The 15,218-nt window shown below is 55.0% G+C and carries 10 protein-coding genes; 7 read left to right on the plus strand and 3 right to left on the minus strand.

Annotated features, from left to right (window positions below; genetic code table 11):
• Positions 1 to 82: 82 nt before the first annotated feature.
• From cmoM to AC1RKG_RS06145, 7 genes are all read left to right on the plus strand, one after another.
• A complete protein-coding gene (gene cmoM, locus AC1RKG_RS06115; protein WP_020826142.1) occupies positions 83 to 868 on the plus strand; it encodes a tRNA uridine 5-oxyacetic acid(34) methyltransferase CmoM in 786 nt (261 codons plus the stop codon).
• Positions 865 to 2,187 carry a chromosome partition protein MukF gene (gene mukF / locus AC1RKG_RS06120; protein ID WP_020826143.1) on the plus strand — a complete coding sequence of 441 codons (1,323 nt, stop codon included), beginning with the start codon at positions 865 to 867 and terminating at the stop codon, positions 2,185 to 2,187. The genes cmoM and mukF overlap by 4 nt, the downstream gene beginning before the upstream one ends.
• A complete protein-coding gene (mukE, locus tag AC1RKG_RS06125) occupies positions 2,168 to 2,896 on the plus strand; it encodes a chromosome partition protein MukE (protein WP_041414390.1) in 729 nt (242 codons plus the stop codon). The genes mukF and mukE overlap by 20 nt, the downstream gene beginning before the upstream one ends.
• Positions 2,893 to 7,344, plus strand: a complete 4,452-nt coding sequence (gene mukB / locus AC1RKG_RS06130; protein ID WP_020826145.1) for a chromosome partition protein MukB — start codon at positions 2,893 to 2,895, stop codon at positions 7,342 to 7,344. The genes mukE and mukB overlap by 4 nt, the downstream gene beginning before the upstream one ends.
• A 222-nt stretch (positions 7,345 to 7,566) precedes the next feature.
• Complete coding sequence (gene ldtD / locus AC1RKG_RS06135; RefSeq protein ID WP_051150508.1) at positions 7,567 to 9,408, plus strand: L,D-transpeptidase; 1,842 nt, start codon at positions 7,567 to 7,569, stop codon at positions 9,406 to 9,408.
• A gap of 181 nt (positions 9,409 to 9,589) precedes the next feature.
• Complete coding sequence (gene mepK, locus AC1RKG_RS06140) at positions 9,590 to 10,138, plus strand: peptidoglycan L,D-endopeptidase MepK (RefSeq protein ID WP_020826147.1); 549 nt, start codon at positions 9,590 to 9,592, stop codon at positions 10,136 to 10,138.
• Positions 10,139 to 10,204: 66 nt separating this feature from the next.
• Positions 10,205 to 10,852 (plus strand): MBL fold metallo-hydrolase, encoded by a 648-nt coding sequence (locus AC1RKG_RS06145; protein WP_493182367.1) that lies wholly within the window; start codon positions 10,205 to 10,207, stop codon positions 10,850 to 10,852.
• A 70-nt stretch (positions 10,853 to 10,922) separates the two neighbouring features.
• Here the strand turns inward: AC1RKG_RS06145 and AC1RKG_RS06150 are convergent, their stop codons facing one another.
• The 3 genes from AC1RKG_RS06150 to asnS all read right to left on the minus strand — a co-directional run bounded on the left by AC1RKG_RS06150 (position 10,923) and on the right by asnS (position 15,187).
• Positions 10,923 to 12,113, minus strand: a complete 1,191-nt coding sequence (locus tag AC1RKG_RS06150; RefSeq protein ID WP_044549564.1) for an amino acid aminotransferase — start codon at positions 12,111 to 12,113, stop codon at positions 10,923 to 10,925.
• 245 nt (positions 12,114 to 12,358) lie between these two features.
• Positions 12,359 to 13,483 (minus strand): porin OmpC, encoded by a 1,125-nt coding sequence (gene ompC / locus AC1RKG_RS06155; protein ID WP_044549566.1) that lies wholly within the window; start codon positions 13,481 to 13,483, stop codon positions 12,359 to 12,361.
• Between the two features lie 303 nt (positions 13,484 to 13,786).
• Positions 13,787 to 15,187 (minus strand): asparagine--tRNA ligase, encoded by a 1,401-nt coding sequence (gene asnS, locus AC1RKG_RS06160; protein WP_020826151.1) that lies wholly within the window; start codon positions 15,185 to 15,187, stop codon positions 13,787 to 13,789.
• Positions 15,188 to 15,218 lie beyond the last annotated feature (31 nt).

Here is a 15,218-nt window from a genome sequence, read left to right on the forward strand (position 1 = left end):
AAGCCAGTCTGTGCCAAAATAGCAGGTTTGAATGGGCTGGCGCTTTGCCCCCAACAGAATAAGATCAGCGGAGCCGTTGTCCATGCAGGATCGCAATTTTGACGATATTGCTGAAAAGTTTGCGCGTAATATTTACGGCACCACCAAAGGGAAAATCCGTCAGGCGGTAGTCTGGCAGGATCTGACCACGCTGTTGGCCCAGTTGCCGCAGCGGCCGCTGCGCATTCTGGATGCCGGCGGCGGCGAAGGCCATATGGCCTGCCAATTGGCAGAATTAGGACATCAGGTGTTGTTGTGCGATCTTTCTGGTGAGATGATCCAACGCGCCGCATTACTGGCTGAGCAGAAAGGTGTGAGCCAGAACATGCAATTCATACAAAGTTCAGCACAGGATATTGGCCAACATTTGGAACAGCCGGTTGATCTGGTATTGTTTCATGCTGTGCTTGAATGGATTGCCGAACCTGAAGCGGCACTGCGGGCGTTGTTCGACTGCCTGCTCCCAGGTGGCGCACTGTCATTGATGTTCTTTAATGCCAATGGCCTCTTGATGCGTAACGTGGTGTTGGGTAATTTCCAACTGGTGAACCCCGAGGTCAGAAGACGCAGAAAGCGTTCGTTGTCACCGCAATATCCACATAGTCCGCCGCAGGTATACGGCTGGCTGGAACAATTGGGCATGCGCATCAGCGGGAAAACCGGCGTGCGGGTGTTCCACGATTACCTGCAAAGCAGGCAGTTACAGACGCAAAAATTTGAAGAGTTACTGGCGCTTGAACAGCACTATTGCCGGCAGGAGCCGTACGTGAGTTTGGGGCGCTATATTCACGTCATGGCGCATAAACCAAACCTGAAGGACGAACTATGAGTGAATTTTCCCAGACAGTACCCGAACTGGTCGCCTGGGCACGGAAAAATGATTTCTCTATTTCGCTCCCTACGGAGCGTCTCGCGTTTTTGCTTGCTATCGCCACATTGAACGGCGAGCGGCTGGACGGCGAGATGAGCGAAGGTGAGCTGGTTGATGCATTTCGCCATGTCAGCAAGGGTTTCGAACAGACGCATGAAACGGTGGCGGTCCGCGCCAACAATGCGATTAACGACATGGTGCGCCAGCGCCTGTTAAACCGCTTCACCAGCGAACTGGCGGACGGTAACGCAATTTACCGTTTGACGCCGCTGGGGATCGGCATTACCGATTACTATATTCGTCAGCGCGAATTCTCCACGCTGCGTCTGTCGATGCAGCTGTCGATCGTGGCGCAGGAGCTGAAACGCGCCGCCGACGCCGCCGAAGAGGGCGGTGACGATTTCCACTGGCACCGCAACGTATTTGCCCCGCTGAAATATTCGGTAGCGGAAATCTTCGACAGCATCGACATGACCCAACGGGTGATGGATGAACAGCAGCAGGGCGTAAAAGATGATATCGCTGCGCTGCTGAACCAGGACTGGCGGGCAGCCATTTCCAGCTGTGAGATGCTGCTGTCCGAAACCTCAGGCACCCTGCGTGAACTGCAGGATACTCTGGAGGCGGCAGGCGACAAGCTGCAGGCCAACCTGCTGCGCATTCAGGATGCTACACTGGGTGGCGCGGAGCTGGGCTTCGTCGATAAGCTGGTGTTCGACTTGCAAAGCAAGCTCGACCGCATCATCAGTTGGGGCCAGCAGGCGATCGACCTGTGGATTGGCTACGACCGCCACGTGCACAAATTTATCCGTACCGCGATCGACATGGACAAGAACCGGGTGTTCGCCCAGCGTTTGCGTCAGTCGGTGCAGAACTATTTCGACAATCCATGGACACTGACCCATGCCAACGCCGATCGCCTGCTGGATATGCGTGACGAAGAGCTGGCCTTGCGCAGCGAGGAAGTGACCGGGGAATTGCCGCCGGATCTGGAATTCGAGGAGTTCAGCGAAATTCGCGAGCAACTGGCGGCCATGATCGAACAGGCGTTGAAGATTTATCAGGAACAACAGATGCCGCTCAATTTAGGGGCGGTGATGCGCGATTATCTGGCGCAATATCCGCGTGCCCGTCATTTCGATGTGGCACGTATAGTGGTCGACCAGGCAGTGCGCCTTGGTGTGGCTGAAGCAGATTTTTCAGGGTTGCCGGCACAATGGCAGGCAATCAATGATTACGGAGCCAAGGTCCAGGCCCATGTCATCGACAAATATTGAACAAGTAATGCCAGTCAAGCTGGCCAAGGCATTGTCTAACGCGCTGTTCCCTGCGCTGGACAGCCATCTGCGCGCAGGTCGTCACATCGGTATCGATGAGCTGGACAACCACGCCTTCTTAATGGATTTCCAGGATGAACTGGAAGAGTTTTACGCCCGCTACAGCGTGGAGTTGATCCGCGCGCCGGAAGGGTTCTTCTATCTGCGTCCGCGGTCCACTACCCTGATCCCGCGTTCGGTTTTATCCGAACTGGACATGATGGTGGGGAAAATCCTGTGCTATCTCTACCTCAGCCCGGAGCGTCTGGCGCATGAGGGGATCTTCAGCCATCAGGAGCTGTACGACGAGTTGCTGAGCCTGGCGGACGAAACCAAATTGCTGAAGTTCGTTAATCAGCGCTCTACCGGTTCGGATCTCGATCGCCAGAAGCTGCACGAAAAAGTGCGCACTTCACTGAACCGCCTGCGTCGTCTGGGCATGATCTACTTCATGGGCAATGACAGCAGCAAGTTCCGCATCACTGAAGCGGTGTTCCGCTTTGGCGCCGATGTGCGCAGCGGTGACGATCCGCGTGAAGCGCAGTTACGAATGATCCGTGACGGCGAAGCGATGCCGGTTGAAAACAGCCTGTCGCTGACTGATGAAAGCGATGCTGAAGATTCGCAGCTTGATACCACACCGGACAGTGCAGAGGATGAACAGGAATGATTGAACGCGGTAAATTTCGCTCGCTGACGCTGGTCAACTGGAACGGCTTCTTCGCCCGCACCTTTGATCTCGATGAGTTGGTGACCACGCTGTCCGGCGGTAACGGGGCAGGGAAATCCACCACCATGGCGGCTTTCGTCACTGCGCTTATCCCCGACTTGACGCTGTTGCACTTTCGTAACACCACCGAAGCCGGCGCCACCAGCGGCTCGCGCGACAAGGGTCTGCACGGTAAGCTGCGTGCCGGGGTGTGTTATTCCACTCTCGATGTGATCAACTCACGCCACCAGCGTGTGGTGGTGGGCGTGCGCCTGCAACAGGTGGCCGGCCGTGACCGTAAAGTGGACATCAAGCCATTCACCATCCAGGGCCTGCCAACGGCAGTACAGCCGACAGAACTTTTGACCCAAACGGTGGGCGAGCGCCAGGCGCGCGTGCTGACACTGCAGGAGTTGAAAGAGCGCGTTGAAGAGATGGAAGGCGTGCAGTTCAAGCAATTCAACTCCATCACCGACTACCACTCATTAATGTTCGATCTGGGCGTGATCCCGAAACGCTTGCGTTCATCGTCCGATCGCAGCAAGTTCTATCGCCTGATCGAAGCTTCACTGTACGGCGGTATTTCCAGCGCCATCACCCGCTCATTGCGCGACTATCTGTTGCCGGAAAACAGCGGCGTGCGCAAGGCCTTCCAGGACATGGAAGCGGCGCTGCGTGAAAACCGCATGACGCTGGAAGCGATCCGCGTGACCCAAAGCGATCGCGATCTGTTCAAGCACCTGATTTCAGAAGCCACCTCCTACGTGGCGGCGGACTATATGCGCCATGCCAATGAGCGGCGTATTCATCTGGACGGCGCGCTGGCATTGCGCAGCGATCTGTTGGGCAGCCGCAAACAGCTGGCTGCTGAGCAGTATCGCCATGTGGAAATGGCGCGCGAACTGGCGGAGCAGAGTGGCGCAGAATCCGATCTGGAAACGGATTATCAGGCCGCCAGCGATCACCTTAACCTGGTGCAGACGGCGATGCGTCAGCAGGAAAAGATCGAGCGCTATGAAGGCGATCTGGAAGAGCTGACCTACCGTCTGGAAGAACAGAACGAAGTGGTGGCGGAGGCCAGCGAACAGCAGGCGGAAAACGAAGCGCGCGCCGAGGCGGCCGAACTGGAAGTGGATGAGCTGAAAAGCCAACTCGCCGACTACCAGCAGGCGCTGGACGTGCAGCAGACCCGCGCCATTCAATATCAGCAAGCGTTGCAGGCGTTGGAACGTGCGCGAGCACTGTGCCAACTGCCGGAGCTGACCGCCGAAAATGCCGAACAGTGGCTGGATACTTTCCAGGCGCGCGAGCAAGAGGCGACGGAAGCCTTGCTGATGCTCGAGCAGAAACTGAGCGTGGCCGATGCCGCGCACGGTCAGTTTGAACAGGCTTATCAGCTGGTGGGGAAAATCGCCGGCCAGGTCAGCCGCAGCGAAGCCTGGCAGTGCGCGCGCGAATTGCTGCGCGACTGGCCATCGCAACAACACCTTGCCGAACGCGTACAGCCATTGCGCATGCGCCTGAGCGAGCTGGAACAACGTCTGCGCTCCCAGCAGGATGCCGAACGCCTGCTGCAGGAATTCTGCAAGCGCCATGGTCAGCAGTATCAGCCGGATGAACTCGATGCTCTGCAACAAGAGCTGGAAGAGCGTCTGGAGTCGCTGTCGCAAAGCGTCAGCGAGGCCGGCGAACGCCGGATGGAAATGCGCCAGGAACTGGAGCAAATTCAGCAACGCATTCGTGAGCTCACCACCCGCGCCCCTGTCTGGTTAGCGGCGCAGGACGCCCTGAGCCAGCTCAGTGAGCAGAGTGGCGAACCGCTGGAAAGCAGCCAGCAGGTGACTGAGTACATGCAGCAACTGCTGGAGCGCGAACGTGAAACCACCGTTGAGCGTGACGAAGTGGCTGCCAGCAAGCGTGCGGTTGAAGCGCAGATCGAACGTCTCAGCCAGCCGGGCGGGGCCGAAGACCAACGCCTGGTTACGCTGGCCGAACGTTTTGGCGGCGTGCTGCTCTCCGAAATTTACGACGATGTCACTATCGACGATGCGCCTTACTTCTCCGCATTGTATGGCCCGTCGCGTCACGCGATCGTGGTGCCGGATCTGTCGCTGGTCCGCGAAATGCTGGAAGGGTTGGAAGATTGCCCGGAAGATCTCTATCTGATCGAAGGGGATCCGCAGTCATTCGATGACAGCGTGTTCGCCGTTGAAGAGCAGGACCGCGCGGTGTTGGTGAAAACCGCCGATCGCCAATGGCGTTACTCCCGTTATCCGGAAGTGCCGCTGTTTGGTCGCGCTGCCCGCGAAAACCGCCTTGAAGTGCTGCACGCCGAGCGTGAAACGCTGGCCGAGCGTTACGCCACGCTGTCATTCGACGTGCAAAAGACCCAGCGTTCGCATCAGGCCTTCAGCCGCTTCATCGGCTCTCATCTGGCGGTGGCGTTTGACGCCGATCCGGAAGCGGAAATCCGCAGCCTCACATCCCGTCGCGGTGAAGTAGAGCGTGCGCTGAACAACCATGAAGCGCAGAACCAGCAGCAACGCCAGCAATATGAGCAGGCGAAAGAAGGCATCTCCGCGCTGAACCGCCTGATGCCGTTGGTCTCATTGTTAAACGATGAAACCCTGCAGGATCGCGTAGAAGAAATCCGTGAAGAGCTGGAAGAGGCGCAGGATGCCGCGCGTCATATTCAGCAGCACGGCGTTTCCCTGACCAAGCTGGAGCCGTTGCTGTCGGTGCTGCAGAGCGATCCGCAGCAACATGAGCAGTTACAGCAGGATTACATCCAGGCGCAAAGCGTACAGCGTCAGGCTAAACAGCAGGCGTTTGCCTTGATCGAAGTGGTGCAGCGCCGCGCGCACTTCGGTTATACCGACTCTGCCGGTATGCAAAACGCCAACAACGATTTGAACGACAAGCTGCGCCAACGTCTTGAACACGCGGAAGCGGAACGTACCCGTGCCCGCGAGCAGTTACGTCAGTACCAGACCCAGTTTACTCAGTACAGCCAAGTGTTGGCGTCGCTGAAAAGCTCGTATGACGCCAAGCGCGACATGCTGAAAGAACTGAGCCAGGAGCTGGTCGACATTGGCGTACAGGCGGATGCCAATGCTGAAGCCCGTGCCCGCGCACGTCGTGATGAACTGCACGCCGGCCTGAGCAACAACCGCGCGCGCCGCAACCAGTTGGAAAAACAGCTGACCTTCTGCGAAGCGGAAATGGACGGTCTGCAGAAGAAACTGCGTAAGCTTGAGCGTGATTACCATCAGTTGCGTGAGCAGGTGGTGACCGCCAAGGCGGGCTGGTGCGCAGTGATGCGCATGGTGAAAGACAACGGGGTTGAACGTCGTCTGCACCGTCGCGAATTGGCCTATATGGACGGCGACGAACTGCGCTCGATGTCGGATAAGGCGCTCGGTGCGCTGCGTCTGGCGGTATCGGATAACGAACATCTGCGCGACGTGCTGCGTCTGTCGGAAGATCCTAAGCGTCCTGAACGCAAGATCCAGTTCTATATCGCGGTGTACCAGCATTTGCGCGAGCGTATTCGTCAGGACATCATTCGTACTGATGACCCGGTTGAGGCTATCGAGCAGATGGAAATCGAGCTGGGCCGTCTGACCGAAGAACTGACCGCCCGTGAGCAGAAGCTGGCGATCAGTTCCAAGAGCGTGGCGAACATCATTCGCAAAACCATCCAGCGCGAACAGAACCGTATCCGCATGCTCAACCAGGGCTTGCAGGCGGTTTCCTTCGGCCAGGTGAAAAGCGTGCGATTGAACGTCAACGTGCGTGAAGCGCATGCGACCCTGTTGGACGTGCTCTCTGAGCAGCAGGAACAGCATCAGGATCTGTTTAACAGCAACCGCCTGACCTTCTCAGAAGCGCTGGCCAAGCTGTACCAGCGCCTGAATCCGCAGATTGATATGGGCCAGCGCACGCCGCAGACCATCGGTGAAGAGCTGCTGGATTACCGTAACTACCTCGAGCTGGAAGTAGAAGTATTCCGCGGTTCCGACGGCTGGTTGCGTGCGGAGAGCGGCGCGTTGTCTACCGGTGAAGCGATCGGTACCGGGATGTCGATTCTGGTGATGGTGGTACAGAGTTGGGAAGAAGAATCTCGCCGCCTGCGCGGTAAAGATATCTCCCCATGCCGTCTGCTGTTCCTCGATGAAGCGGCTCGACTGGATGCCAAATCCATCGCGACCCTGTTCGAGTTGTGCGACCGCCTGGAAATGCAGCTGATCATCGCCGCACCGGAAAACATCAGCCCGGAAAAAGGGACCACGTATAAGCTGGTGCGTAAGGTGTTCCAGAACCATGAACACGTACACGTTGTGGGGCTGCGCGGTTTCGCTAACGAACCGCCTGCGGCACTGGGTGTCACCGCGGCTGAAACGCCGTAAGCGCAAAAAAGCCCGCTAATAATCTGAAAATAGCCGCCCTGGGGTGGCTATTTTTTTGTACGCATGGATGATAGTCCTGCTTTTTTATCCGCTTTTAAACGGGTAGCTTAATGAATTACAGTTATTCATTAGTGCCAAAGGGCAAAATGGCTTTTCTGTTCGTATACTGAAACTAATAAGCTGTCTTGGTTGTATTTTTTGTGAGCATACAGGGGGCAATGGATGTTGCTTAGAAATGGAAACAAGGTACGACGTTTGGCGTTGAGTTGTGCAATGGCATGTGGTCTTGCGTCGTCGCTACCCGTATGGGCAACCGTTCCTGCATTCCCGGTGGCGTCTTCCGGCATGTCAGTTGCGCAAAGTCGTTCGGAATTGCTCGCAGCGTTGCCGAAGGGCATTACGCCACATTATCTTTCAACGCTTGCTCCTTTGTACGCAGCGAACCGGATGCAACTGATGTGGCAGGATCGCGAAGCGGTACAGCAATTTCAGCAGCAGTTGGCCGAGTTGGCGATGTCTGGCGTTCAGCCGCAGTTCACCCAATGGGTGAAATTGCTGACCAATCCAGCCATTACCGGTGTGGCCCGCGATATCGTACTGTCTGATGCGATGTTGGGCTATTTGCAGTTCGTTTCATCGATCGGCGCCAATGGCAACAGCTGGCTGTATAGCAACATTCCCTACAAGCTCGGTTTGCCGCCGAATACGGTGATTAACCAGTGGCAGTTGGCGGTGCGTCAGGGTAAAACGGTGCCGTATGTCAACTCGCTGGCACCACAGCACCCGCAATACGCCAAGATGCATCAGGCATTACGCGACATGCTGGCTGATGGACGCCCATGGCCGCAGATGGCCAATGGCCCGAGTTTGCGCCCCGATCAACTGAGCGATGATATTCCTGCCTTGCGCGAGATCCTGGCGCGCAACGGTATGCTGACCACTTCTGCCGCGCCGGCAGAGGCGCAGGAGCCGCCTGCGGTATTGACCGGTTCGCGCAATGAGCCAGACGATGGTGGCTTATCGGTAGATGAAGAGAAAAATCGCGAGGCCCAGAGTGCGGTAGTCAGCCCGGCCGCCGCGCCGGTAAAAGACTTGGCGCCGTCACCGCAATCGCCGTTCAGTCAGCAGCAGGAGAGTCCGGTCACGGTCACGGACAATCGCTATACTGCCGATTTGGTTGAGGGCGTTAAACGCTTCCAGAAATGGCAGGGGTTGAGCGCTGATGGCGTGATTGGCGTACGCACCCGCGAATGGCTTAACGTAACGCCGCAAATGCGTGCTTCGCTGTTGGCACTGAACATCCAGCGTTTACGCATTCTTCCCGGCCGTGTTGACACCGGAATTATGGTCAACATTCCTAACTACTCGTTGACCTATTACCTGAACGGCAATGAGGTACTTTCGTCACGGGTGATCGTAGGGCGGCCCAGCCGCAAGACGCCGTTGATGAACAGTGCGCTGAACAATGTGGTAGTTAACCCGCCGTGGAACGTGCCGACCACGCTGGTGCGCGAAGACATTGTGCCGAAGGCGATGCGTGACGGCAGCTACTTCCAAAAACACGGTTATACCGTGCTTTCCGGCTGGAGCAACGATGCTGAGGTGATCAACCCGGCAATGATCGACTGGAATATGGTGTCGGCCCGTAACTTCCCGTACCGGATCCGCCAGGCTCCGGGAGCGACCAACTCGCTGGGGCGTTTTAAATTCAACATGCCGAGTTCGGACGCCATCTATTTGCACGACACGCCGAACCATAACCTGTTCCAGAAAGACATTCGTGCCCTGAGCTCGGGTTGCGTGCGGGTCAACAAGGCTTCGGATTTGGCGAATATGCTGTTGCAGGATGCGGGCTGGAACAATACCCGTGTTTCCTCCACCCTAAAACAGGGAAATACCACCTACGTAAATATCCGCCAGCATATTCCGGTTAAATTGTATTATTTAACCGCCTGGGTCTCTGATGATGGAAAGCCACAATTCCGTACAGATATTTACAATTACGATGATACGGTGAGATCGGGTGCACAAATTTTGGCTCAGGCCGAAAAATTAATGCAATAAATGCAGTAATTATAAATAAATAACGGTCAGAATATCGGGCCATGGTGCAGGCACTCATTCCGTGAGTGCCTGCAAACCGCGGGATATCACGGGTTGACTCAATCAGTGTGGGCGGTTATGGTTCAGGCAGTGCGCTGTTTTGTGCATATATTTTGATATTCTTGCCGGGTTTAACAGAAACATGGACAAAATTGATCATCATCGCCGTAAGTGGCTGGCGTTAGGTAGCGCCGCTGTGGGCATAGCGCTGCTCCCTGGGCAAGCCTTTGCCAGTCTTTCTACTTCGCGCCCGCGTATTCTTGTCGTTAATAATATGCATACGGGCGAATCCTTGAAAGCCGAATTCTTCGACGGCAAGGGATATAATAAAGACGAATTAGTTCGTCTTAATCATCTCTTCCGTGATTATCGAGCCAATAAAGTCAAGTCGATCGATCCTCGTCTATTTGATCACCTCTATCGCCTGCAGGGTCTGTTGGGCACCAACAAACCGGTACAGTTGGTTTCAGGTTATCGTTCCCTGGATACCAACAATGAGCTGCGTGAGCGCAGCCGCGGTGTGGCCAAGCACAGCTATCATACCAAGGGCCAGGCGATGGACTTCCATATCGAAGGCATCCAGTTGAGCAATATCCGCAAAGCGGCGTTAAAAATGAGCGCCGGTGGTGTAGGATATTACCCACGTAGCAACTTTGTACACATCGATACCGGCCCGGTGCGGACCTGGTAATCGCTGTGCACCATAAGTGAGTAGCGCCAGCCCGTCAGGGTATGGCGCTGTTGTCGTTGGAGCCTTATGAAATACCAAATTATTCCCGTTACCGCTTTTAGTCAGAATTGCAGCCTGATCTGGTGTGAGAGTACCCAACAGGCGGCGTTGGTCGATCCCGGCGGCGAAGCTGAGAAATTAAAGGCCGAAATTGCCAGGCAGGGCGTGACGGTCACGCAGATCCTGCTGACGCACGGCCATCTCGATCACGTAGGGGCAGCGGCTGAGCTGGCGGAACACTATCAGGTACCGATCTACGGTCCGGACAAGGAAGATGCTTTCTGGTTGGATGGTTTACCTGCACAGAGCCGGATGTTTGGTCTGGAAGAGTGTGCGCCTCTGACGCCAACTCGCTGGCTGGAAGAAGGGGACAGCGTGCAGGTGGGTGAAATGACGCTCAAGGTGCTGCATTGCCCGGGTCATACTCCTGGCCATATCGTGTTTATTAATGAGCAGGCGCGGTTGGCGCTGGTGGGTGACGTATTGTTTAACGGTGGCGTGGGTCGCAGCGACTTCCCACGCGGCGATCACCAGGCATTAATCAACTCGATCCGCACCAATCTCCTGCCACAGGGGGATGACATGGCGTTTATCCCGGGGCACGGACCGATGTCTACCTTCGGTCAAGAGCGTGAAACCAATCCGTTCCTGCGAGAAGAACCGGCCATCTGGTAAGGTTATTTCCCGGCAGAAATAACTAAGGGGCGCATTGAGCGCCCCTTTTGCTTATTTGAAACCGTAACCTTTACAGCACGGCGACGATGGCTTCACACAGAGGCGCCATATTGTCTGGCGTCATGCCGGCGACGTTAACCCGGCCGGAGTTAACGGCGTAAACGCCAAATTCGTCACGCAGGCGCAGCACCTGTTCTTTGGTCAATCCGCTGAACGAGAACATGCCGTTCTGATTAATGATAAAGCTGAAGTCCTGCTCTGCGCCTTTCTCCTGCAGAGTATTCACGAACAGCTGACGCATGCGGTGAATACGTTGACGCATATCGGTCAGCTCCTGCTCCCACAGGGCGCGCAGCGCATCATCACCCAGGATGGTCGCAACCACCGCAGCACCGTGGGAAGGCGGGTTGGAGTAGTTGGCGCGAATGGCGGCTTTCACCTGGCTGAAGGCGCGGTCAGCGGTATCCGCATCTGCAGCCACCAGAGTACAGGCGCCGACGCGTTCGTTGTATAGGCCGAAATTCTTCGAGTACGAGCTGGCTACGATCAGTTCCTGATGCTTGGCGGCGAAAATACGCAGGCCCTGCGCATCTTCTTCCAGACCTTTCGCGAAGCCCTGATAAGCAAAGTCGAACAGCGGCAGCCAGCCGTTAGCCACAGACAGCTCGGCTAACTGAGCCCACTGCTCAGGCGTAGGGTCAATGCCGGTTGGGTTATGGCAGCAACCATGGAACAGGACCACATCGCCTGCCTGAGCCTGTTTCAGGCTGTTCAGCAGGCCATCGAAGTCCAGCGCATGATTGGCCGCATCGTAGTAGGCATATTCCAGCACTTCCAGGCCGACGGCGCCAAACACATTTTTATGGTTCGGCCAGCTTGGGTTGCTGATCCAGATGCGTTTAGCGCTGGTCTGGTTGGCGATGAAGTCAGCTGCCACACGCAGGCCGCCGGTGCCACCAGGCGTTTGCGCGGTGCGCGCACGCTTGTCGGCAATGATTGGACTTTGTTTGCCGAACAGCAGCTCTTGCGTGCAGTTGGCGAAAGCGGGGATGCCCTCAATGCCGAGATAGTTTTTGGTGGCTTCATTTTCCAGCAGATACTGCTCAGCTTTTTTCACGCTGGTCAGCACCGGCGTTTTGCCGGTTTCGTCTTTGTAGACGCCAATGCCCAAATTGATTTTGTTCGGGCGCGCGTCGGCGCGGAAAATGTCGGTCAGACCCAGAATCGGATCGGCAGGTGCAGCAGTGATTTTTTCAAACATGTCAGGTGCTTCCATGGCTCGGAGTTAAGCAGACAGAAGCATCAGGGTAGCGCCAGTTATGCGCTTTGCCAACCGTTTGCGAGAAAAACACAGCGATCTTGTGAAGGGCGCAGATTCAGCATAAAAAATGAGGAAGAAGGGGACATTGGCAGGATAAAAATTTACGCGTAGCGCAAAAACAAAAACAGGGCCGAAGCCCTGTTTTTTAACTTAGCCGACGGTGAACCGCCGTTAAGTGAGACAACTTAGAACTGGTAAACCAGACCAACACCTACGATATCATCGGTAGCGGTGCCAGTAGCTTTGGTGAACTCGTTGTCGTCCAGCAGGTTGATTTTATAATCAACGTAGGTAGACATGTTTTTGTTGAAGTAGTAAGTGGTACCAACAGAAACATATTTAACCAGATCCTGGTCAGAACCCACGCCTGGGACGTTCAGGTTTTTACCTTTAGACTGCAGGTAAGACACTTCTGGACGCAGACCGAAGTCGAACTGGTACTGTGCAGTCACTTCGAAGTTCTGAGTTTTGCTGGCGAAGCCGCCGCAATCGGTAGAAGCATTACAGGTTGAGCTGAAGTTGCCGCCGCCGAATGGAGTCATGTTACGAGTTTCTGCGTACATAGCTGCCAGGTAAACGTTGTTAGCGTCGTATTTCGCGCCAACGGTCCATGCATCAGCTTTGTCGCCACGTTCGTTAGAACGCAGTTTTTGATCATCGGTACGGTTGGAAGAAGCGTATGCTGCACCTACGCTGATGCCTTCGCCGATGTCATAAGTAGAAGACAGGCCCCAGCCGTCGCCGTTTTGTTTCTTAACGTCACGGCCGTCGTTCTGGTTTTTACCTTGGTACTGAACAGCGAAGTTCAGACCGTCAACCAGACCGAAGAAGTTGTTGTTACGGTAAGTCGCAACGCCGTTGGTACGGCCAGTCATGAAGTTGTCGGTGTAGGTATAAGTATCGCCACCGAACTCTGGCAGCATATCTGTCCAGCCTTCTACGTCGTACAGTACGCCGTAGTTACGGCCGTAATCGAATGAACCGTAGTCAGCAAATTTCAGACCAGCGAAGCCCAGACGAGTCTTGGTGCCTTCGGTGCCTTGAGATTCAGAGTGGTTAGCCTGAACGTTGTATTCCCACTGGCCGTAACCGGTCAGTTGGTCAGTAATCTGGGTTTCACCTTTGAAGCCGAAACGAACATAGGTCTGATCGCCATCATTGCCTTTGTCGTCTGAGAAGTAGTGCAGACCGTCAACTTTACCGTACAGATCCAGTTTGTTGCCGTCTTTGTTGTAGATTTCAGCAGCGTTAGCTGCACCAGCGGCTAACAGAGCTGGGATTACCACTGCAAGAATATTGCGCTTCATCATTATATTACCCTCATTGGTGTTATTCGGACACCTTTGCCACTGCCGCCAATAATTCTTTTGGAACTATTGTTGATAGATTGGTGTCGTCCTGTGTCTGCACGCAGTGTTCCATTCACGGGCAGGTTAATCTAGAACGAAAATGCTACCAATGTCCTAATGAGGTTTCAAAAAGAAAGTATTTGTAACCAAATGTAATATTCACGGAACTTTGTGACGCTCGTCAATATTAAAAAATGCGAAAGGCCAGCTAAGCTGGCCTTGGTTTTGTAACTAAATTAATTGGAAAATGTATTATCTGATTAATTAAAAGGTTGCATTACGTGGTGTGCGAGGGAACGGAATTACGTCGCGCACGTTTTGCACACCGGTGACATAGGCGATTAAACGCTCAAAACCTAAACCGAAGCCGGCGTGTGGCACGGTGCCGTAACGACGCAGGTCACGATACCACCAATAATCTTCTTTATTCAGGCCCATGGCATCCAGACGCTGATCCAGCACGTCCAGACGTTCTTCACGCTGAGCACCGCCGATGATCTCGCCGATGCCCGGAGCCAACACGTCCATCGCCGCAACGGTTTTGCCGTCGTCGTTCATACGCATATAGAAAGCTTTGATGTCTTTCGGGTAGTTTTTCACCACCACCGGCGCTTTGAAGTGTTTCTCGGCCAGATAACGCTCATGCTCGGAAGACAGATCGATACCCCAGGAAACCGGGTTCTCGAAAGTCTGGCCAGAGGCGATCAGAATTTCCACCGCTTCGGTGTAATCAACCTGAGCGAAGTCGGAAGAAACAAAACGCTTCAGGCGGTCAATCGCATCTTTGTCTACGCGTTCTGCGAAGAACTGCATGTCATCCATACGCTCGTTCAAGACGGCCTGGAACACATACTTCAGCATTTTCTCTGCCAGTTCCGCGATATCCTCGAGGTCAGCAAAGGCGACTTCCGGTTCGATCATCCAAAACTCGGCCAGGTGACGGCTGGTGTTGGAGTTTTCGGCGCGGAAAGTCGGGCCGAAGGTGTAAATTTTCGACAACGCACAGGCATAGGTTTCGCCGTTCAACTGGCCGGAAACGGTCAGGAACGCTTCTTTACCGAAAAAGTCCTGACTGAAATCGACAGCGCCTTTATCGGTGCGCGGCAGGTTTTCCAGATCCAGCGTGGAAACGCGGAACATTTCGCCAGCGCCTTCGGTATCGGAAGCGGTGATCAGCGGGGTGGAAACCCAGAAGAAACCATTCTCGTGATAGAAGCGGTGAATAGCCTGCGCCAGGGTATGGCGAACACGGGCAACGGCACCGATCAGGTTGGTACGTGGGCGCAGGTGCGCCACTTCGCGCAGGTATTCGATGCTGTGGCGTTTGGCCGCCATCGGGTACGTGTCCGGATCGTCAACCCAACCGACCACTTTAATCTCAGTCGCCTGCAGTTCGAAACTCTGACCTTCGCCTGGAGAGGCGACCACTTTGCCTGTCACTTCAATCGAGCAACCGGTGGTCAGATGCAGCACTTCATCCTGATAATTCGGCAGAGAATTATTAACGACGGCCTGTAACGGATCAAAGCAGGAACCGTCATAGACGGCCAGGAAGGAGATACCAGCTTTAGAATCTCTCCGGGTACGCACCCAACCGCGCACGGTGACTTCACTGTCAACCGCAGCACGGCCTTGCAGTACGTCGACTACAGGCACTACGCTCATAGATTTCTCTCTTAATAATTTGGTTTAGAAA

Source organism: Serratia sp. GW822-FHT06D09 (genome assembly GCF_058799515.1).

Excerpts from the sequence above, each read along its gene's own strand:
- cmoM (WP_020826142.1), top strand. The coding sequence starts at position 83 with ATGCAGGATCGCAATTTTGACGATATTGCTGAAAAGTTTGCGCGTAAT.
- mukF (WP_020826143.1), top strand. The coding sequence starts at position 865 with ATGAGTGAATTTTCCCAGACAGTACCCGAACTGGTCGCCTGGGCACGG.
- mukE (WP_041414390.1), top strand. The coding sequence starts at position 2,168 with ATGTCATCGACAAATATTGAACAAGTAATGCCAGTCAAGCTGGCCAAG.
- mukB (WP_020826145.1), top strand. The coding sequence starts at position 2,893 with ATGATTGAACGCGGTAAATTTCGCTCGCTGACGCTGGTCAACTGGAAC.
- ldtD (WP_051150508.1), top strand. The coding sequence starts at position 7,567 with ATGTTGCTTAGAAATGGAAACAAGGTACGACGTTTGGCGTTGAGTTGT.
- mepK (WP_020826147.1), top strand. The coding sequence starts at position 9,590 with ATGGACAAAATTGATCATCATCGCCGTAAGTGGCTGGCGTTAGGTAGC.
- AC1RKG_RS06145 (WP_493182367.1), top strand. The coding sequence starts at position 10,205 with ATGAAATACCAAATTATTCCCGTTACCGCTTTTAGTCAGAATTGCAGC.
- AC1RKG_RS06150 (WP_044549564.1), bottom strand. The coding sequence starts at position 12,113 with ATGTTTGAAAAAATCACTGCTGCACCTGCCGATCCGATTCTGGGTCTG.
- ompC (WP_044549566.1), bottom strand. The coding sequence starts at position 13,483 with ATGATGAAGCGCAATATTCTTGCAGTGGTAATCCCAGCTCTGTTAGCC.
- asnS (WP_020826151.1), bottom strand. The coding sequence starts at position 15,187 with ATGAGCGTAGTGCCTGTAGTCGACGTACTGCAAGGCCGTGCTGCGGTT.